16 protein-coding genes are annotated in these 19,935 nt (G+C 75.4%); 5 read left to right on the forward strand and 11 right to left on the reverse strand.

The window, feature by feature from the left end; all coding sequences use genetic code 11:
• The first annotated feature begins 165 nt into the window (after window positions 1-165).
• From AB0D10_RS02725 to AB0D10_RS02740, 4 genes are all read left to right on the forward strand, one after another.
• A complete protein-coding gene (locus AB0D10_RS02725) occupies window positions 166-1,329 on the forward strand; it encodes an acyl-CoA dehydrogenase family protein (RefSeq protein WP_360250045.1) in 1,164 nt (387 codons plus the stop codon).
• Window positions 1,330-1,359: 30 nt separating this feature from the next.
• Window positions 1,360-2,559 (forward strand): acetyl-CoA C-acyltransferase, encoded by a 1,200-nt coding sequence (locus AB0D10_RS02730; RefSeq protein WP_360250048.1) that lies wholly within the window; start codon window positions 1,360-1,362, stop codon window positions 2,557-2,559.
• A 40-nt stretch (window positions 2,560-2,599) separates the two neighbouring features.
• Window positions 2,600-3,358: a 3-oxoacyl-ACP reductase FabG gene (fabG, locus tag AB0D10_RS02735; RefSeq protein WP_360250051.1), complete on the forward strand. Its 759-nt coding sequence runs from the start codon at window positions 2,600-2,602 to the stop codon at window positions 3,356-3,358.
• Window positions 3,359-3,705: 347 nt separating this feature from the next.
• A complete protein-coding gene (locus AB0D10_RS02740) occupies window positions 3,706-5,076 on the forward strand; it encodes a S53 family peptidase (RefSeq protein ID WP_360250054.1) in 1,371 nt (456 codons plus the stop codon).
• 207 nt (window positions 5,077-5,283) lie between these two features.
• On the opposite strand, the gene AB0D10_RS02745 is transcribed toward AB0D10_RS02740, so the two are convergent.
• Window positions 5,284-7,344 carry a hypothetical protein gene (locus tag AB0D10_RS02745; RefSeq protein ID WP_360250057.1) on the reverse strand — a complete coding sequence of 687 codons (2,061 nt, stop codon included), beginning with the start codon at window positions 7,342-7,344 and terminating at the stop codon, window positions 5,284-5,286.
• Window positions 7,345-7,748: 404 nt separating this feature from the next.
• Between AB0D10_RS02745 and AB0D10_RS02750 the strand changes: the two genes are divergently transcribed.
• Window positions 7,749-8,258 (forward strand): HAD domain-containing protein, encoded by a 510-nt coding sequence (locus tag AB0D10_RS02750; RefSeq protein WP_360250060.1) that lies wholly within the window; start codon window positions 7,749-7,751, stop codon window positions 8,256-8,258.
• 235 nt (window positions 8,259-8,493) lie between these two features.
• On the opposite strand, the gene AB0D10_RS02755 is transcribed toward AB0D10_RS02750, so the two are convergent.
• From AB0D10_RS02755 to AB0D10_RS02800, 10 genes are all read right to left on the reverse strand, one after another.
• Window positions 8,494-12,426, reverse strand: coding sequence for a LysM peptidoglycan-binding domain-containing protein (locus AB0D10_RS02755; protein WP_360250063.1), 3,933 nt, complete (start codon window positions 12,424-12,426; stop codon window positions 8,494-8,496).
• Window positions 12,426-12,821, reverse strand: a complete 396-nt coding sequence (locus AB0D10_RS02760) for a hypothetical protein (protein ID WP_360250066.1) — start codon at window positions 12,819-12,821, stop codon at window positions 12,426-12,428. The genes AB0D10_RS02755 and AB0D10_RS02760 overlap by 1 nt, the downstream gene beginning before the upstream one ends.
• 214 nt (window positions 12,822-13,035) lie before the next feature.
• Window positions 13,036-13,518, reverse strand: coding sequence for a TadE/TadG family type IV pilus assembly protein (locus tag AB0D10_RS02765; RefSeq protein WP_360250069.1), 483 nt, complete (start codon window positions 13,516-13,518; stop codon window positions 13,036-13,038).
• Complete coding sequence (locus AB0D10_RS02770; RefSeq protein ID WP_360250072.1) at window positions 13,515-13,889, reverse strand: TadE/TadG family type IV pilus assembly protein; 375 nt, start codon at window positions 13,887-13,889, stop codon at window positions 13,515-13,517. Before AB0D10_RS02770 ends, AB0D10_RS02765 begins: the two co-directional genes overlap by 4 nt.
• 38 nt (window positions 13,890-13,927) lie before the next feature.
• Window positions 13,928-14,212: a hypothetical protein gene (locus tag AB0D10_RS02775; protein ID WP_360250075.1), complete on the reverse strand. Its 285-nt coding sequence runs from the start codon at window positions 14,210-14,212 to the stop codon at window positions 13,928-13,930.
• 108 nt (window positions 14,213-14,320) lie between these two features.
• Window positions 14,321-15,199 carry a hypothetical protein gene (locus AB0D10_RS02780; RefSeq protein WP_360250077.1) on the reverse strand — a complete coding sequence of 293 codons (879 nt, stop codon included), beginning with the start codon at window positions 15,197-15,199 and terminating at the stop codon, window positions 14,321-14,323.
• Entirely contained in the window at window positions 15,196-16,158 is a 963-nt protein-coding gene (locus AB0D10_RS02785) for a type II secretion system F family protein (RefSeq protein WP_360250080.1), read from the reverse strand. Before AB0D10_RS02785 ends, AB0D10_RS02780 begins: the two co-directional genes overlap by 4 nt.
• On the reverse strand, window positions 16,158-17,762 hold the full coding sequence (locus AB0D10_RS02790; protein WP_360250083.1) for an ATPase, T2SS/T4P/T4SS family: 1,605 nt from the start codon (window positions 17,760-17,762) through the stop codon (window positions 16,158-16,160). Before AB0D10_RS02790 ends, AB0D10_RS02785 begins: the two co-directional genes overlap by 1 nt.
• Window positions 17,752-19,119, reverse strand: a complete 1,368-nt coding sequence (locus AB0D10_RS02795; protein ID WP_360250086.1) for a hypothetical protein — start codon at window positions 19,117-19,119, stop codon at window positions 17,752-17,754. Before AB0D10_RS02795 ends, AB0D10_RS02790 begins: the two co-directional genes overlap by 11 nt.
• Window positions 19,119-19,907, reverse strand: coding sequence for an SAF domain-containing protein (locus tag AB0D10_RS02800; protein ID WP_360250089.1), 789 nt, complete (start codon window positions 19,905-19,907; stop codon window positions 19,119-19,121). The genes AB0D10_RS02795 and AB0D10_RS02800 overlap by 1 nt, the downstream gene beginning before the upstream one ends.
• Window positions 19,908-19,935: the final 28 nt, after the last annotated feature.

Genomic DNA, 19,935 nt, shown 5'->3' on the forward strand with positions numbered 1-19,935 from the left:
CCTCCGGCCGGGTTCCCCCGGCCGGGTGCGGTGGGGACCGATTCTGACAGGTGCCCCTTCCCAGCACGGGCCGGGCGGGGCTACAGTCCCCCCATAAAACTTGCAGCGCTAGTTTAATCGGTCCGGACCCCGCCCGGGCCCTGGACACCGGATTCGGGAGCCGCCGTGAACCTGGAGTTGTCCGAGGAGCAGAGCGCCGTCCGGGACCTCGCCGCCGCCTTCACCGACCGCGAGATCGTCCCGTACGCCACCGCCTGGGACCGCGCCGAATCCGTCGACCGCGCAATCGTCGGCAAGCTGGCGGAGGTCGGCTTCCTCGGCCTGACCATCCCCGAGGAGTACGGCGGCAGCGGCGGCGACCACCTCGCGTACTGCCTGGTCCTGGAGGAGCTCGGGCGCGGCGACTCGGCCGTGCGCGGGATCGTCTCGGTCTCGCTCGGCCTGGTCGGCAAGTCGATCAACGGCTTCGGCACCGAGGAACAGAAGCGGCACTGGCTGCCCCGGCTCACCTCGGGCGACGCGCTCGCCTGCTTCGCGCTCACCGAGCCCGGCACCGGCTCGGACGCCGCCAACCTCACCACCCGCGCCGTCCGGGACGGCTCGGACTGGCTGATCAGCGGCGCCAAGACCTTCATCACCAACGGCACCTGGGCCGACGTCGCCCTGGTCTTCGCCCGCACCGGCGGCGACGACCCGGAGCAGCGCGGCCACCGCGGCATCACCGCCTTCCTCGTCCCCACCGACCTGCCCGGCTTCACCCGCACCGAGATCCACGGCAAGCTCGGCCTGCGCGGCCAGGCCACCGCCGAACTCTCCTTCGACGACGTACGGGTGCCGGACGGCGCCCGGCTCGGCGAACTCGGCAAGGGCTTCACGGTCGCGATGGCCGCCCTGGCCAAGGGCCGGATGTCGGTCGCGGCCGGCTGCGTCGGCATCGCCCGCGCCTGTCTGGAGGCCGCCGTCCGCTACGCCGGCGAGCGCGAGCAGTTCGGCCGGCCGATCGCCTCGCACCAGCTCGTCCAGGAACTGCTGTCCGGCATCGCCGTGGACGTCGAGGCCGCCCGGCTGCTCACCTGGAAGGTCGCCGACCACATCGAGCGCGGCCTGCCCTTCGCCACCGAGTCCTCCGTCGCCAAGCTCTACGCGAGCGAGGCCGCCGTCCGGTCCGCCAACAACGCGCTCCAGGTCTTCGGCGGGTACGGGTTCATCGACGAGTACCCCGTCGGCAAGTACCTGCGCGACGCGCGGGTGATGACCCTCTACGAGGGCACCAGCCAGATCCACCACCTGCTCATCGGACGCGCCCTCACCGGCGTCAACGCGTTCTGACCCACCCCTTCCGACAAGGAGCCCGACGACGTGCGTCCCGTCTACTTCGCCGCAGCCCGCCGCACACCCATCGGCCGGCTGCGCGGAGCGCTCGCCACGGTCCGCCCCGACGACCTCTCGGCCACCGTGCTGCGCGCCCTGCTCGCCGACGTACCCGCCCTCGACCCCGCCCGGATCGACGACGTCTACTGGGGCGCCGCCAACCAGGCCGGCGAGGACAACCGCAACGCCGCCCGGATGGCCGTCCTGCTGGCCGGCCTGCCGGAAACCGTCCCCGGAGCCACCGTCAACCGGCTCTGCGCCTCCGGCCTGGAGGCCGTCACCCTCGCCGCCCGGGCCATCGGCTCCGGCGAGGCCGACGTGGTGCTGGCCGGCGGCTGCGAGTCGATGACCCGCGCCCCCTTCGTCCTCCCCCGCCCCGACGAGGCGCTGCCGCACCGGATGGAGACCTTCGACACCCGGCTCGGCTGGCGCCTCACCAACCCCCGGATGGCCGAACTGCACGGCGTGCTCAGCATGGGCGAGACCGCCGAGGAGGTCGCCACCCGGTACGGCATCACCCGGGAGCGCCAGGACGCGTTCGCGCTGCGCAGCCACCAGCGGGCCGCCGCCGCCCGCAAGGACGGGCACTTCGACGCCGAACTCGTCCCGGTCGCACGGCCGGACGGGGTGACGGTGAGCCGGGACGAGAGCATCCGCGAGGACACCAGCCCCGCCAAGCTCGCCGGGCTCAAGCCGGTCTTCCGCCCCGGGGGCACCGTCACGGCCGGGAACGCCTCGCCGATGAACGACGGCGCCGCCGGGCTGCTCCTGGTCGGCGAGGAGGCGCTGCACGACCTCGGACTGCAGCCGCTGGGCCGCTACGTGGCCGGCGCCTCGGCCGGGGTGCACCCCGACGTCATGGGCATCGGCCCCGTGCCGGCCACGGCGAAGGTGCTCGGGCGGGCCGGCTGGTCGCTCGCCGACCTGGAGACCGCCGAGCTGAACGAGGCCTTCGCCGCCCAGGCGCTGGCCTCGGCCGACGGCATCGGGTTCGACCCGGAGCAGGCCGACGAACTGGTCAACCCCAGCGGCGGGGCGATCGCCCTCGGCCACCCGCTCGGCGGCTCCGGCGCCCGCATCCTCACCACCCTGCTGCACCGGATGCGCCGCACCGGCGCCCGGCGCGGCCTCGCCACCATGTGCGTGGGTGTGGGGCAGGGTACGGCCGTGCTGGTCGAGAACGTCTGACAGCGGACACACACCACTTCCACACCTCCAAGGAGTTCACATGACGCGGTTCGCGGGGAAGGTCGCCGTGGTGACCGGCGCGGCACAGGGCATCGGAGCGGCCACCGCCCGCCTGCTGGCGGAGGAGGGCGCGGCGGTCGCCGTGGTCGACCTCAGCGCCGAGCGGGCGGCCGGGACGGTCGCCGAGATCACCGCCAAGGGCGGCACCGCCCGGGCGTACGGGTGCGACGTGGCCGACTACGACGCCGTCGAGGCGGTGTTCGCGCAGATCGCGGCCGACCTCGGCGGGGTGCACGTCCTGGTCAACAACGCCGGGATCACCCGGGACAACCTGTTCTTCAAGATGCCCAAGGCGGACTGGGACGCGGTGCTGACGGTCAACCTGACCAGCGCGTACAACTGCAGCCACGTCGCGCAGAAGTACATGGTGGCGCAGAAGTACGGGAAGATCGTCTCGCTCAGCTCGCGCTCCGCGCTCGGCAACCGCGGCCAGGCCAACTACGCAGCCGCCAAGGCCGGCATCCAGGGCCTCACCGCGACCCTGGCGATCGAGCTCGGGCCGTTCAACATCAACGTCAACGCCGTCGCCCCGGGCTACATCGCCACCGCGATGACCGCGGCCACCGCCGAGCGGATCGGCAGCTCCGCCGAGGACCAGCAGACCGAGGTCGCCGCCCGGACGCCGCTGCGCCGGGTCGGGCAGCCGGAGGAGATCGCGTCGGTGGTCGCCTTCCTGGCGAGCGAGGACGCCTCGTACGTCAGCGGGCAGACCCTGTACGTCAACGGCGGCGCCCGGTAGGCGGCCGGCGGGGTTCGGTCGGCAGGCCGGCCGACGGGGTTCGGTCGGCAGGTCGGCGGCGCGTGGTCGCCCGGTCGGCCGAACACGGCGGTCCCGGTTGAACAGGGCGATGAGCAGCAGATACGCTTGATATTCATTGAATATCACTGACGCGCCATCACATGGCCGTCCCAGGTGCACGGTTACCTTCACCTGGGATGGCCTTTACCTTTTCTCGTGGCCGAGCATGACCATGGCGGTGATCATATGACCCCACCAAATGACTATGGCATGATCATGCGGCGCTCGATGGGATGGCCCAATCGACCTGACCGGACCCGGTCGGGCCCTGCGTCCCAAGGAGATCCATGGGCAGCCCCGCTTCCCTCCGCCGCGCCCTGGCCCTGCTCGCCGTCGGGGCCACCGCCCTCACGGCCGGCACCGTCGCCGTACCGGCCGCCGGCACGGCGATCGCCGCCCCCTCGCACGACCTCGCGGGCGTCCACGTCCGCCCCGCCTCCTTCGGGCACCACAACGTCCAGGCCCGCCCGGCCCCGCTGACCACCACCCAGTGCGTCAGCCAGATCGGCATCCACTGCTACTCGCCGCTCCAGTACCGCGAGGCCTACAACCTCAAGCCGCTGTACGACCAGGGCGTCACCGGCAAGGGCCGCACGATCGTCATCGTCGACTCCTTCGGCTCGCCGACCATCCAGCACGACCTGGAGGTCTTCGACAAGCAGTGGGGCATTCCGGACACCAACGTCGAGGTGGTCAAGTGGGGCAACGTCCCCGTCTTCGACCCGAAGAACCCCGACCACACCGGCTGGGCCGGCGAGACCACCCTGGACGTCGAGTACGCCCACGCGGTCGCCCCCGACGCGCACATCATCCTGGTCGAGACCGGCGTCGCCGAGACCGAGGGCACCACCGGCCTGCCCGAGATGATGGACGCCGAGAAGAGCCTCATCAAGCAGGGTCGCGGCGACGTCATCTCCCAGAGCTTCGGCGCCACCGAGAACACCTTCCCGGGCTTCGACAAGGGCGACTTCAAGTCGATCAAGGACCTGCGCTACGCCTTCCAGGCCGCCGCCGACCGCAACGTCACCGTGCTGGCCGCCTCCGGCGACAACGGCGCGACCGACGCCAAGGAGAACGGCACCGACCTGTACCCGTACAAGGTCAACTCCTGGCCGTCCTCGGACCCGCTGGTCACCTCCATCGGCGGCACCCAGCTCACCCTGGACGACTCCGGCAAGCGCACCGCGGACGACAAGGTGTGGCACGACCAGTCCGGCGCCGGCGGCGGTGGCGTCTCCGGCGTCTTCGAGCGCCCGTGGTACCAGGCCGGCGTCGCCAACGTCACCGGCAACCACCGCGGCACGCCCGACATCAGCATGAGCGCGGCCGTCGACGGCGGGGCCTGGACCTACGAGTCCTACGACCCGACCGCGGTCGGCTGGCACCTCACCGGCGGCACCAGCGAGGCCACCCCGATCTTCTCGGGTGTCGTCGCGCTCGCCGACCAGCTCGCCGGCTACCGCCTCGGCCAGATCAACTGGCGCCTCTACGGCCTCAGCCTGCTCCCGAGCGAGTGGAGCGGCATCAAGGACGTCAAGCAGGGCGACAACGGCTGGAACGGCGTCACCGGCTACAACGCCGCCCCGGGCTACGACCTCGCCAGCGGCCTCGGCACCGTCGACGCCGCCAAGTTCGTCCACGCGATCGCCGGTCGGTGACCGCTCGGCGGTCCGGCCGACCCTGATCGCGGCTGACCGCTGACGAACGACAGCGGGCGGATGACAGATTTTGGAATCTGTCATCCGCCCGCTGTTTGCTGTTCGCCGTCCGCGGTACGCGGGGCGCGGTGCGATGTGGACTGCGGGCCACGAGCCGCAGCTTGCTCACTTGCTTGCTGCGGCCCGTTCCCGTCTCCTGCCGACCGGTCAGGCGGTGGCGGCCAGCTGGGCGAGGTAGCGCTCGGCGGCACGCAGCTTGCGGCCCTCCGGGCCCGGAAGGTAGGCGCGCAGCTCGATGATCTCCGGGGCGATGCGGATCGCCTCCGCCCGGTCGGTGATCGAACGCCAGCAGGCCTCGGCGTTGGTGGCCGCCTGCTGGGTCTCCGGGTGGTCCGGGCCCTGCGAGCGGAGCAGCGTCAGCGCCACCTCGCGGTAGATGTCCGCTGCCTCCGCCGGGCGGCCCGCGAGCCGGCACACGTGCGCCCGCACCTGGCGCACCTGGAGCACCGGCTCGGAGACGGCCCCGTGCTCGGCGATCGCCTCCAGTTCGAGCGCGAAGGCCAGGTCGGTCGCGGCGGCGTGGTCCCCGGCATCCGCGCTGCGGACGATCCGTCCGATGACTTCGCGGTAGTCCGCACGCGGCCGGGCGTCCACCGGGGTTTCGGCCGGAGCCTCGGCGTGATCCTCGGCGGGGGCTTCAGCGGGCGCATCGCCGGTCGGCACCGCGTCCTGCGACACGGCGTGGGCAGGCACGGCGTCGGCAGGCACGACGTCGACGGGGACCTCACCGGCGGGCGCCTCCTCGGCGGCCGGTGCGGTGGCCCGGGGCTCCTCTGCGACATCGGCGACGTCGGCTACATCCACGCTCTCAGCGGACTCAACGGGCTCAACGGGCTCAACGGACTCAGCGGGGTCGACGGCCTCGGCGGGCTCGACGGCCGCCTCCGTCTCCTCCGCCGTCACCGTGTCCTCCGCCTGCGGGAGTTCGGTCCCGGCGAGGGCAGCCGCGTCCCCGTCCTCCGGCCGTCCCTTGAGGAGTGTCACGCCCATCGAGGACGCGGCGTCCTCGGGCACGGCGTCCTCGGGCACGGCGTCGGCCGGGGCGGGCTTGCGCAGGGTCACCCCCGGCGCCGCAGCGGCCTCTGCGGGGAGCTCGACGGACTCCCCCGCCTTCAGCAGGCTGACCGGGCGGGCCGGCCGGGGCGGGGTCGGTGGCACGCCGGGCTTGACCAGGCTCACCCGGCCGCCCGCGGTCACCGGAGTCGTGGGAGCGACCGGCACCGGCCAGGCGGCGACGTCGTCCTGCGGCCGCGCCGGACGCGGCACCAGCGGGGCCTGCGGCGGTGGGAACTCCGCGGGCACCACGTCGGCGACCGGCGCCGTGTCCGCCACCGGCGGCAGGTCGGCCACCGGGCCGTCGCCGCGCCGGGCGGTGTTCCGGAAGACCGGCCGGTCGGGGGCGTGCGTGGCCAGGATGACCACGTCCGGCCGCAGCACCGAGTACACCTGCTGGCGCAGCTGCTCGGGCGCGAGCACCTCGCCCGCGCCGGGTCGGCCGCCGTGCAGCGCCTCGATCAGGGCGCGGGTGAAGGTGCCGATCTGCTCCGGGTCCGGGCTGACGACGGCCCACAGCGGGATGCCCTCGCTGAGCGGCGAGACGGTGCCCTGCAGGTACGGCCAGGCGTTCTGGTCGGCGCTCAGGTCGGCGATGACGAGGGTCTGCCACTCGGCCGGACGGTGGCTCAACTCGGCGGCGACGGCCTGCCAGGACAGGCCGTCCTGCTTGGCGTCGCGCAGGGTCAGCTGGAGCTGGCCGCCCCGCTTGTCGGCGACCACGTGGCCGCCCACGTGGACCAGCAGCGGTCCGGGGTGCCGGGAGGCGGCGCGCAGGTGGGCGAGGACGGTGTGCGGGTCGCTGGCGCCGGGGAGGTGGACGGCGTCCACCGCGTCGGCGGCGAGCAGCACCTGCGGCGAGACGGCGGCGAGCATCGCCGAGAGCACCGGAGCCTGGGTCGGACCGCCCCGGCCCCAGGTGCGGCGGCCGGAGTTGCCGTACCCGCCCTCGATGACCAGGATCCGTCCGCGCGGCGCGGCACCGAGCCCGCCGGGAGCGGCCGCGCCCGGCACACCACCCGGCATCCCGCCCGGGGCGGGGAAGGGCGGCGGTGTGGCCGGGGACGCCGGGCCCGCGGCGGGCAGGCCGGTGAGGGTCCATCCGGTGGGCGGGACGGGCGGCGGAACGGGGGGTGCGGCGGGCGGCGCGGGCAACGGCGCGGCCGTCTGCGCGACCGGGGCGGGCGCGGCGGCGGGCGCCGGAGCCGGTACCGGAGCCGGAGCCGGAGCGGCCGGGGGCGTGGGCGTGGGCGGCGGCTCGTAGAGCGCGGCAGGCCCCGGTGGGTGGGCCTCGGCCGGGAGGCGCGGGGCCGGCGGTACCGCGTCCCAAGGGTCCGAGTCAGCTGCCGGGTCGGGACCTCCGGAAACCGCTGTCGTCTCCGCCATCTCCTGGTCACCGCCCCGCCCCGCCGCTCCCGCGGCGTCTGATGCCCTCGCCTGTGCGGTGCCTGCCACCACACTCCCGTGCGCGCCACCCTACGAGATCCCGGCGCACCCGATCCAGGCCGGGTCGCCGATCGGCGCGGCAGGCCACCCTCGGTGCCCGCTATCGTGCCGTCATGACCGGTACCGACGGCCCTCTGCTGTTCCTCGACGTGGACGGACCACTGATCCCCTTCGGGGACCCGCCGCCGGGCGGATACCCCACCTACCGCAGCCCGTACGGGTCCGGAACCGTGCCGGGCGGGAACCCCTTGGCGGCACGCGTCGACCCTGCACTGGGACCACGACTGCTGGGCCTGCCGTGCGAACCGGTGTGGGCGACGACCTGGCTGGAAGACGCCAACGAGTGCCTCGCACCGTGGCTGGGCCTGCCGCAACTGCCCGTCGTGGAATGGCCCCTGGAGGAGGAGGACCAGCCGGGCGGCATCCACTGGAAGACCCGCACCCTGGTCGCCTGGGCCGCCGGCCGCCCGTTCGTCTGGGTGGACGACGAGATCACGGAGGCGGACCGCCGCTGGGTCGCGGCCCACTCCCCGGTCCCCGCGCTCCTCCACCGGGTGGACCCCCAACGCGGCCTCACCGAGGCGGACTTCGGCCTCCTGGAGACCTGGCTGCGCAGCGCCTGAACGCCGGATCCGGCGACGTCGATTCGCCCGTTGCCGGAACAGGTGTGTACTGACGGACCCGAGCAGCGTGCCGAGCACCGCGATCAGACTTCCGAGCACCGCACTCCTCCTGCTGCGCACCCCGTTCCCCGCCCGACGGCGGCCTCGCCCGGCCACCCGGCCACGGCGTCTCCCGGCCGCGCGGCATCGACGGATGCCGCGCGGCCGCGGACGGTCCCCACCCGCGGCGGAGGCCTCAGGAGCCGGCGAGCAGGTCCCGCAGCAGCGCCACGGTGTCGGCGTCGAGGTCACGGCCGGTGCGCCGGCTGAGGGCGTCCAGGCGGTTGACGGCCCGCAGCAGTTGGTCCCGGGCGCCGGCCGAGGCATAGGCGTAGAACAGGTCCCGGTGCAGGAGTTCGACGTCCGGGGCGACGGCGAGGCCGCGGAAGACGGCGGCCTCGGCGCTGCGGTGGTCTCCGTACTGCAGGCGGCGGGCGGCCAGTTCGTGCGCGGTGTCGACGATCGCCGCGATCATGTCCTGACGCTCGGCCTCGGCCCAGCCGTACGATGCGGGCGGGGCCTCGGCGAACGGGGCGCCGCGGACCAGGGCGAGCGCGTGGGCCAGGGCGGCGTCGGCGGTGGCACTGGTGCTGCGCATGCCGCGCCGGTAGAGGCCGCGGAACTCGTCCCAGTCGCAGGTGACCGCCGGGGTGAAGGAGTAGCCGTCGGTGGTGTCGGTGGGCAGGAAGTCGCGGCCCTCGGGCGAGGTGCCGAACCAGGCCGCCAGGTCGGCGAGTTTGCGCGGCAGCGGGCTCTTGGCGTCGACCGCGGGATGCGGGTCGAGGTGCGCGGCGCCGGGGTGCAGGTCCTGGTCGAGGGCGTGGTGGTCGGAGCCGGGGCGCAGTGCGAGGTAGACGGCGAGCTCGGTGAGCCGGGGCAGCGCGCCGGGTTCGGCGGTGCCGAGGACGCCCGCGACGTCCACCGGGCCGAGCAGCCGGATCCGGGGCGCGTTGCGCGGGGCGTGTGCCTCCGGGGAGCGGAGGATGGCCAGCAGGTCGTCGCTGTCGCTGCGCCCGGCGGTGGGCCGGGTGACCGGGGCGACGGCGGCGGGGCCGGGCTCGGGCGCCGGGGCGGCCGCCGGTCCGGCTGCCGGTCCGGGCTGTGGGACCGGCTGTGGGACGGGCCCGGCAGCACCGTCCTCTTCGTCCATGGCCGTGTCGGCGGAATCGTCCTCGGCCTCGGCCTCGGGAGCGGCCTCGGGAGCGGCCGCGGTCCCGGTTGCGGTCCCGATGGCGGGGGACGCGGGAAGGGCTTCGGCGGACGGCGTCTCCTCGGCGGCCGGTTCCGGCGCGCCGGGCTCCGGCACGACCGCCGGCGCCGCCGGAACCGGCGCGATGGAGCGGACCGGCCTGACCGGCTGCACGGCGAGCACGGCCGTCGGGGTGTCCACCGCACCGGCGGCTTCGTCGCCCGCCCCGGGCCCGGTCTCGTCCGCCTCCGGCACGCTCGGGCGCCGCAGGTCCCGGGTGGCCTCGTCGCCTGTCGCCTGCCTGCCCTGTCCGTTGACCGCGAAGCGCGCCGGACCGGGCGGGACCGCCGCCGGGCCCGTCGCACCGGCCGAACCGGGCGCACCGGTGGGCGCCGGGGCGGGCGTCACCGGGTCCGTGCCCGCGAACGGGCTGGCCCCGGTGCCGATGACCCGGGCCAGCAGCCGCGGGCCGGCGGCGGTGTCCGTACCGCTCTCCGCCGCACCCCCCGAGGCCCCGACGGCGGCCAGCACCGGGACGGCGACGGGCAGTTCGGTGGTGTCGGTGTCCTCGGGCCCGTCCAGGGTCCAGGCCGGGGCGGGGTGCTGGGTGGTGTCGTCGGCGACCCGGAGAAGTGCGGCGACCTGGTCGTACTGGTGCCCGGTGAGCCGTTGCAGCTCGACGGTGAGGTGCAGGCCCGGGATGGCGGCCTGGCCGCTGGTCGGGAGCGTCCACCGGGCGACCGGTCCGGTCCCGCGTTCGGGGGCGCGGGTGATGACGGCGACGCAGGTGCGCGGGCGGCCGTCGAGCAGCCGGCCGAGTTCGGCGGGGATCTCGCCGCCGGGCTGCTGGGCGCAGAGGACGATCTCGGGGGTCCACGATTCGTCGGCCTGGCCGCGGCTGCGGGCGTCGCGCGGGCTGGCGGCGTCGGCGGCGACCAGGGTGGCGCGGGCCTTGGCGGTGCGCGGGCCGAGGGCGGCGAGCGCGGCTTCCAGGGTGGGGTGGCGGTGGACGCGTTCGGCGGCCGGGCCGCTGATCGGCACCTCCTCGGCGAGGTCGACCAGGTGCAGGTGGAGCCGGTCGGCGAGCGGGCTGTGCGCGAGCTCGATGGCGAGGGTGCGCAGCACGTCGCGGGCGTCGTCCGGGTGGCCGGAGAGGTGGAGCAGCCGGACGGCCTCCAGGTCGGCGAGGACCACCGAGCCGTCGGGCGAGGTGCCGAGGGTGACCAGCGCGGGGTACGGCGCGGCGGTCCTGCGGGCCTGGGCGCCGTTGAGCAGGTCCCCGGAGTCGGCGCTGCACCACCAGACGTTCGCGGCGTGCGCGGCACGGAACGGCGCGATCGGGGTGGCCGGGCCGGACAGGTGCAGCTCGACGGTGTGGTCGGGGGTGATCCGGGCCGCGACGATGGCGGGCAGGCGCTTGCCGCCGCGCACGGTGTTGCGGGCCAGGGTGCGCAGCGCGCGGTCCAGGAGTTCCAGTCCGGCCTGGTCCTGCCGGGCCAGGAGCTCGTTCTCGAACGCGGCGGCCTCGCCGGCGGGCATGGCGATGCGGTGTCGGGGGCGGCGGGTGCGCTGCTGGGTGCCGCGCTTGTGGGCGACGGTGCCGACCATGATGGCGGCGAGCAGGACACCGACGGTGGAGGCCGTGAGGGCGATGGAGTAGTCGTCGCTGGGGGCCGGTTCGGCGTGCGCGGCGGGGGCGGGCGCGTGCGTGGGCGCCGGAGCCGACTGCGGCGCGCCCTGCGAGGGTGCGGGAGCCGGGGTCGCCGGGGCGGGCGTCTGCCCCGGCGAAGGCGCCGGAGCCGGGGCCGGAGCAGGCGTGGCTGCGGCCCCGGGCAGCGTGAGCACCATCCCCGGCACCACCACGTCCGGGTTCGTCAGCTGCTCCCCGTCCGGCGCCTGCACCCCCTTGTTCGCCTCGAACAGCTTGGGCCACTCCTCCCCGTCCCCCAACTCCCGCTGGGCGATGGCCGACAGGCTGTCCCCGGCCTGGACGGTGACGGTCCGCTGCCCGGCCGCGCCCGTACCGGGTTCGGTGCCGGCCTGGGGCGTCGTGTCCTGAGGAGTCCCCTGTGTCGCCCCGCCCGCCGGCGCGGGCGCCGGGGCCGGGCTCTTCGCCCCGTCCGGCTTGGCGTCGGCCGGCATCAGCAGTTCCCAGCCGGGCTGGATCGGCCGGTCGGCGTCGAATCGGGTGCCCGAATCGTCCATCGCCCGGCCGTCGTTGAGCTTGGCGATCTCCACCCACCGCTCGCCCGAGCCCAGTTGGCGTTCGGCGATGGACCAGAGACTGTCGGCGGGCCGGCTGTCCCGCACGGTGTAGGTGGGCTGCTGCTCCGCGGCGGGTGTCAGGGCGGGCGCGGACTGCGCGGCGGGCAGCGCCGCCCGCTGCACGCCCGGGGTCAACTGCGCCTGGACGGCCGGGGTGTGGGCCGGTTCGGGGACGGCCGCGAAGGCCGAGCCGGCCACCGGCAGCAGGGCGAGCACCGAGCCGACCAGCCCGGCCGCGAGCCGCTGGCTCCAGCCGAAGGCCGGGATCCGGCGGGCGATCCGACCGCGCAGCTGGGCGGGGACCTCCAGCAGGACGGAGAGCGCGAAGCACGCCCAGCCGAGCCAGCCGATCACCACGAGCGCCCACAGGAACAGCCGTCCGTCGTCCGGACTGGTGAGTGCCTCACCTACGCCGCCCGGCGCGACTTCGCCCATGCCGGCGACCGCGTGGGTGCCGTACAGCAGCAGCGCGGGAACGCCGATCAGCAGGACGAGCAGGGTGACCAGCGCGGCGAGCGCGGTGATCAGGGCCCCACCGCGGCCGCGGCGGCGCGGCGGTCGGGGTGCGGGGGCGGTGGGCCGTCGTGCGCCCCCGCCGCCTCGATGCGCGGCCCCGGCCCGGCCGGTACGGGCCTGGGCGGGTCGGGCCTGGTCCTTGGCACGTGGCGCGGCCATCAGTCGGTCTCCGCTTTCTCGACTCCGTGGACGAGGGTCGCACTGCCCTTGCCCGTTACCTTCCGCTCCCCGAGGGCGCCCAGCAGGACCGGCCGGTAGTCGGCCTGCACGGTGACGGTGACGACCTTGCCGTCACCGGAGAACTCGATGTCACCGGCCCGCAGGCCGTACAGGCCGAGGTAGGCGTCGGCGGCGTCCCGGACGTACTTCTCCTCGACCTTGAAGCCCGCCCCCTGGAGCACGGCGGCCTGGTCGAGCTGCTGTCCGCCGACCCGCGCGGCCTCCTGGGCGTAGGCATCGGTACGCTCGGCGACCCGCAGGCGGCCGCCCGCGTCGATCACCAGGGCGATGACGAGCACGACGTAGGCCGCGCAGATCGCGACGAAGAGGGCCACCGCGCCCCGGTCGGACCGGCGCGTCCGCGTCCGCCGCCGCAGACGGCTCACCACCGGCATCCCCTCCCCGCAATCCGCACGCTGCTCTCCCCACCGGCCCCCACCGGGCGCCGCTCGGTACCGTTGTGTCATCCCCCGAGCGCTCTCCGCTTGCGTCTCCCCCGCGCGGGCCGCCTCCAATCCCCCGTTCTCCGGGCGGTGGGGGCGCGCTCCCTCAGGTGCCCCGGTAACGGTCCACCACCGAGGTGAACTCGCCGACGAGGTGCTTCGTCACGGGTACGCCGGACGGTCCGCCGAGCAGGTCGGCCAGTTCGACGTCGCAGACCACCCTGACCTTGACGGTCGTGACCGGGCCGCCCGGCAGCCCGAGTTCCCCCTTGACCACCTGGACGTCGCCGTTCCGGCAGGACACGCCCTGCTGGCGCAGCGACGCGAGGGCGGAGTCCTTGGCCGGCTGGTCCATCCCGTCCACGCTGCGCTGCAGCGAGGCGGTCCTGGCCCCCGCGCGGGCGGCGGCCTCGACGCTGCCCGCCGTGGTCTGCACCCGTCCGGCGGCGATGGCCACCAGGACCAGGCCGACCACGGGCGGCACGACGATCGCCGCCTCGATCGCGACCCCGCCGCGGTCCCGCCGTCGCGGGCGCCACCGGCGCAGGAGCCGACCGGAGGGGCGCGCACCGGGCAGCCCCCGTCTCACGGCTTCACCACCGGCGGGACGAAGCGCTCGCGTGGCGCCTCGGCGAACTGGGTGATGGTGGGCGCCGAGAGCCCGGGTACCAGCAGCGGCGGGGTCAGCTCGACGGTGACCCGGATGGTCCCGGGCGTGCTGCCGTCGGTCCGCACCGTGTAGCCGTGCGCGCCCTGCCGGTCGAGGAAGTCCCGGGCCTGGCGCCGCGCCGCCTCGTTCTTCACCTCGTCCGTCGCGTTCCCCTGCACCCGCCCGGCGTCCACGCCCTCGCGGGCGGCACTGAGCGCGACCTGCCGGTCGTACCACCACAGCGAGGCCTGGACGACGAGCAGCAGGAGCAGCAGGACGACCGGGAAGACGATGGCGAGACTCACGCTCATCGACCCCCGGTCGTCACCGCGGCGGAGAGGACGGTGCATCACTTCGTGGCGCCGCCCGCGCCGCCCGGCATGTTCGGGTCCTGCTGCACCTTCTGGACGACCTTGTCCTTCAGCAGGTACAGCGCGGTCGCGACGGCTCCCGCGACGAACACCAGCGCGATGATGGCGAGGGCGAGTTCGATGCTGATCGCGCCGCGGTCGCCGCGCGCACGGGCGGCCCGCAGCCGGCCGAGCCGCAGGGTGAACAACAGCAGGGCGAACTGCACCGGCAGCAGGACGGGCCGCAGCACCCGGCCTGCCAGCTGGGCGAGTCGTACGGTCATCGGGTTCTCCCGGGGGATGTGGCGGTGTGGTGTGGTCGTGCGGAGTGGTCGTGCGGTGTCGGCTGCTCTGGAGCGGAATCCGGTCGGGCGTCGGGCGGGGGCGGGGCGTCAGTTGAGCATCTGGTGGAGCGCGGGAAAGACGATCAGGACGGTCATCAGCAACGTCAGCGCGGCCCCCGGCGCGACCATCCGCTCGCTGTCGGCGTTGGCGCGGGCGAGGTCCTCGGCGAGCAGCTCGCCGCGCAGACCCTTGGCACGGGCCCGCAGGGTGTCGTACACGGCGGCGCCGTCGGTACCGGAGAGCCGCATGATGTCGGCCACGTCCTGCAGCGGGCTGAGCCCCAACTCCTCGGCCAGCGCGTCGAGTCCGGCCCACGGCGGGAGGCGGTCGGTGGCCGCGCGCTCCAGCGCGTCGCGGATCCGCCGGAACACCGCGCCCTGCCCGACCGAGGCGGCCCGGCGCAGCGCCTCGGCGGGGCCGCAGTCGGCGGCCCGCTCCAGCGCGACGAGTTCCAGGTACGCGGCGATGCCGTGCAGGTACTCGGTGCGCGCCTCCTTGGCTTCGCCGCGCACGACGGCGTCCGGGACGAACCACAGCAGTCCGGCCAGCAGGGGCCCGGCGACCAGCGGCAGCGCGAACGGCAGGCCGATGTCCATCAGCACCGCCATCGCGCCCAGATAGGCGGGCAGCACCAGGCCGATCGCGGCGAACAGCAGCTTGTGCACCATGAACCGGGCCGGGGTACGGCCGATCAGGGAGAGTTCGCGGCGCGGCACGGAGACGCCGCGCAGGTGGACGGACCGCTCGCCGATCCGGTCGAACCAGCGCGGCCGCTCGTCCGGGTCCTGCGCGCGGTCGGCGGGGACGGCGTGCAGCCGGTCCAGCGCCTGGCGCAGGTCCGGGGGTGCGGGCCGCAGTTCGGCGACCAGCAGGGCGAGGCCACCGGCCGCGACCGCGCCGGCCAGGACGGACCAGGGGGAGATCACCGGACCTCCCCGAGCTGCTCGGCCGGCACCGGTTCGGGCGCCCGGGCGCCCGCCCGCCGCCCGCTCCTGCTGCGCCGGTCCGGCGTGAGCAGCCGGGGCACCGGCGGGTGGGAGGCCAGCGCCCGCATCCAGGCGATGATCGCGACGAACAGTGCGGCGACCACGGCGAGGACCAGCTGGCCGAGGAAGGTCCCGTACGGCCGGGTGTACTCGGTGTTGAAGGAGCCGACCGTGACGACCAGCACGATGATGCCGACCAGCCAGCGGATGGTGGTCCGGTGCTTGGCCCGGTCGGCCTCGATGGCACGGCGCTGGCGGACCTCCTCGCGCACCGAGTCGGCCATGTCGGACAGCGTGCGGGCCAGGCCGGGGCCGCTGTCGCCGGCCCGCAGCACGAGTGCGGCGAGGACCTTGTCGGCGGTGGCGTCGGCGAGGCTGTCGGCGAACGCGTGCAGCGCCTCCTCGGGCCGCCAGCGGGCCTGCAGCCGGGCGGCCAGCTCGCCGATCTCGTCCTCCAGGGCGGCGGGGGCGGTGCGGCGGCTGGTGATGATGGCCTGGTTGAGGCCGACGCCGAGCAGCAGCACGTCGGCGATCCGCTGGGTCCACTCGGACAGCGCTTCGAGCCGCTCGATCCGGTGGGTGTCCGGGCGGGTGGTGTCGAACAGCCAGGGCAGGCCGAAGACGGCCAGCGGCACCAGCAGCGCGGTCAGCGGGATGCCGGTGAACAGCCAGGCCAGCGGCGCGCCGACGAGCGCGATCGGCAGCTGGACCCGGCGCAGCCGCACCATCCGGGGCGCGGCAGACCCGGGGGCGCCGTACCAGAACACGTGGGCGCGCCCGGCCAGCGGGTTGGTCGCTCCGGCGGCGTCCTCGTCGACGGGCTCGCTGCCGCGGGCCCAGGCCACCAGGGCGACCAGGCCGCCCGTGACCGCCAGCCCGCACAGGGCGAACAGCAGCATCACCGCGCGCCACCGCCGATCCGCAGCTGCAGCGGGGTGGCCCAACTCCCGTACCGGGAGCCGAGCAGACCGGCGTCGAAGCCGGCCCGGCGCAGGTCGTCCAGGCACTGCGGCGGGGTGTGCGGGACGGCCCGCGGCTCACCGAGGTCCGGCCGGGGGCCGAAGACGGTGTTCAGCGCGGGCCTGCCGCTCTCGCCGAGGCCGGTGACCTCCAGGACGTGGGAGACGTAGCGGTGCCGGCGGCCGCCGACGGCGGTCTCGTCGACCATGGTGACGTGCACGATGAGGTCCAGGGCGTTGGCGGTGAGCCGGTAGGCGAGCGAGTCGGTCATGTGCGAGCCGTACTCCAGGCAGAGTTCGGCGATGCGGTCGACCACCATGTGCGGGCCGCGGGCGTGCAGGGTGCACATCGAGCCGCCCTCGCCGTTGGTCATCACCCGCAGCATCGGGACGACCTCGCCGGAGCGGACCTCGCCGACGATGATGCGCGAGAGGGTCATCCGCAGCGCGGCCGGGATGAGGTCGCCGATCGACAACTCCCCGGCCAGACGGCCCTCGACGCGCTCGCCGTTGCCCTCCCGGGCCTCCATCGGGACGACCTGGCGCAGGTGGCCGAGGGTGTGCAGCCAGAGTTCGAACTCCGACTCCAGGGTGCCGATCCGCTCGTCCGGCGGGATCTCGGCGGCCATCGCGCGCAGCAGGCTGGTCTTGCCGACGCCCTGGGTGCCGGTGATCATCACGTTCTTCCTGGCCCGGATCGCGGCGGCCAGGAAGGCGGCCAAGGTGGCGTCCAGGGTGCCGAGTTCGACCATCTCGGGGAGCGTGGCGGAGGCCACCCGGTGGCGCCGGATCGCCACGTACGGGCGGGGCGTCACCTCGGTGAGCGCCTGCAGGCGCATGCCGCCCTCCAGCCGCAGCGCGAGCGTCGGGCTGGCGGTGGACAGGCTGCGCTCGCCGCCCCCGTGCTGGCGGGCCAGGTCCTGCAGCAGCTCGATGAGTTCGGCGTCGTCCTCGGCCACCGGCGGGACCTGGCGCAGGGGCTGGTGCACCTTGGAGACCCAGACGTCGTCGCAGCCGTTGATCAGGATGTTCTCGATCTCCGGGTCGTCCAGGTAGGGCTGGAGCCGGCCGGCCCGGAAGAGCAGGTCGAAGACGGCCTCGGCGAGGGCGCGATCCTGCTCCCGGGTGGGCGGGATGCCGTGGGTCTGGGCGTAGGCGTCGGACCAGCGGGCGACGGACTCCTCGATCAGTGCCCGGCCGCGCTGGCGGCGGGTCGCACGGTCCGGCTCGGAGCCGGAGGTGGCGGTCAACCGGCTGATCTGCTGGTGCAGTTCGGCTGCGACCTGGCGCTTGAGCTCGCGGGCGACCTGCGGGTCGACGGCCGGCCGGGTGGCGGCGCCGCGCAGGTCCAGCGAGGGCAGCTGGGCGGGGACGGCGGTCGGGGCCGCGCCGGGCGGGACGGGACCGGGCGCGACGGGACCGGGCGCGACGGACTGCGACGCGACGGGGCCGGGTACGACGGGGCCGGTCGCGGGCGTCGGCACGGTCCAGGGCAGTGCGGCCGGGTCGGCAGCGGGACGCTGGTGCAAGGGGCTACCGCGCACGGAGCACCTCCCCGGGGTTGTGCGGGTACTGCCCGTTCACCTGCACCTGATCATCCGTCACGCTCGGCTGTTGAAGCGGGTACTGGTCGTCCTGGTCGGCCTGCTGCGGCGACTGCACGTGCGCCGGGAACGGCGCCGGCGCGGCCGGTTGCGGCGCCAGCCCGGCCAGCGGCGCCACCGGACCGGTGACGATCACCGGCGGGACCGGCTGCGGCGGGGTGTACGACGGCGGCTCGGCCTCCACGGCCTCGTAGGGCGCCCGGCCGTAGGCGGTCCGGCCGTGCCCGGGCCGACCGTGGGCCGACTGCCCGTACGGAGCCGGCCCGTGCGGGGCCTGGCCGTGGGAGGCCTGCCCGTAGGGGGCCTGCCCGTACGCGGTCGGCGGCGTCGTCGGCATCGGCCGGGTCGGCACTGGGGGTGACAGCGGATTCGGCGCCGCCGCCGTCGGAGCGCCCACCGTCGGAGCGCCGGCCGTCGGAGCGCCCACCGTCGGAGCGCCGGCCGGCCCCGCGACCGCCGGCCCGCCTGCGGTCACCGCCGCTGCCGTCACCGCCGCCGGTCCGGCGTTCGGCGCGAGCCGCTGCCGCCGGCGGCGGACCAGCAGCTGCACCTCGTCCGCCGCCGACCGCGCCGTCCGCATCAGTTCGGAGCGGACGAACCGCCGGTCGGTGGTGTCGCCGCCGTCGGAGAGCACCTTCGCCGTCCGGGTGGCGTACGGCAGGACGCCGAGCACCGGCAGCCCGAGTTCCCGCGTCACCTCGGCGCGCGCGTACGGCCCCTCGGCGACCAGCAGCAGTCCGAGCGCGTCCGGCCCGGTGCCGGCGGAGGCCAGGTCCTCGGTGAGGGCGGCCAGCCGGGGCCGGACCGAGCTCAGTCCGCGCAGCGTGGTCCGGACGGTCACCGCCACCACGTCGGCCCGGCGGGCCAGTACCGCGCCGGCGCCGGTGGCGCCGGACCGGCCGAGGTCCACGATGACGTCGTAGCCCTGCTGCTCGATGCCGTGCAGCAGTTCGGCGAGCGGCTCCCAGGTGTAGGCGAGGCCGGGGGCCTGGGTGGGGTCGGTCAGTCCGGGCAGCAGCAGGCGTCGGGCGTCGCCCTCGGGCGAGAGGTCGATCAGCTGTTCCCAGATGGCCTGGGCGAGCAGCCCGCGCCGGTCGGCGACGGCCAGGTTTCGCAGCCCGTAGACCGCCTCGACCCGGCCCTCAAGGGCGCCGGCGAGCACGGCGCCGCCGTCCGGGTCGGCCTCGACCAGGACGATCCGCCGACCGGGCTGGAGCGGCCAGGCCAGCAGCAGTGCCAGCGCGGTCGTGGTCGCGCCGGGCGCGCCCGGGCCGCCGACCACCGCGATCACCGCCATCAGGCGCCCCCCGTCGTGCTCGGGGCCCCGGGCGTGCCGGCCCCGGCGGAGGGTGCGCCCGCGGCGGGCGTCCCGGCGGCGGGCACGCCGCTCGGCGCCGGGCTCGGCGCGGCGCCCCCGGCCGCGGCGCCGCGCGGCGCCAGCAGCACCTGGATCCGTCCGCTCGCCACCCACTGCGCCAGCCGGGGACCGTCCGCCGTGCCGACCGCGACGTCGATCACCTGGCTGCCGTCGGTGTCGACCCGGCCGACGGTGATCACCGTCGCGGGCAGCGAGTCGGCCCGGCCGTTGTCGGGCGTGGAGACCACCACCAGCTGCACCCCGGGCTGGAGCCGGCTGGCGGGGAGCTGGCTGCGCTTGGCGGACACCCCGACCACGATCTGGCCGGGCTGCACGGTGAGGCCCTGGGCCAGGTCGCCACTGGTGAGCATGGCGCCGCGCTTGAGGTCGGTGGCGGCCCGCATGCCGATCGCCTTCGTCCGGTCCTGGGCCGACACCGGGTGCAGCGCCGGGTCGCCCGCGATCCGCGCCACCACCAGGTCGTCCTCGGTGATCACCTGACCCCATGGCACGTCCCGGGCGAGGGCCAGTACGGCGACCCGCTGGCCGGTGCTGTTGTAGAGGACGGCCCCGCCCAGCCCGCCGGCCGCGATCAGGGCGACCGCCATCGCCAGCACCGCCGGGCGCCGTCGCCTCGCCCGCATGGTCCGCCCGGGGGCGTGCGGGACCGCGCGCCCCCGGCCCTTGCCCGGGCCGCCGCCCTGCTCCTGCTGCTCCGGGAGCGCCACGGATGCCCCGGCGCCCGCGGGTGTGCCG

This window comes from Kitasatospora sp. NPDC048545 (assembly GCF_040651155.1).
Classification (GTDB): Bacteria; Actinomycetota; Actinomycetes; order Streptomycetales; family Streptomycetaceae; genus Kitasatospora.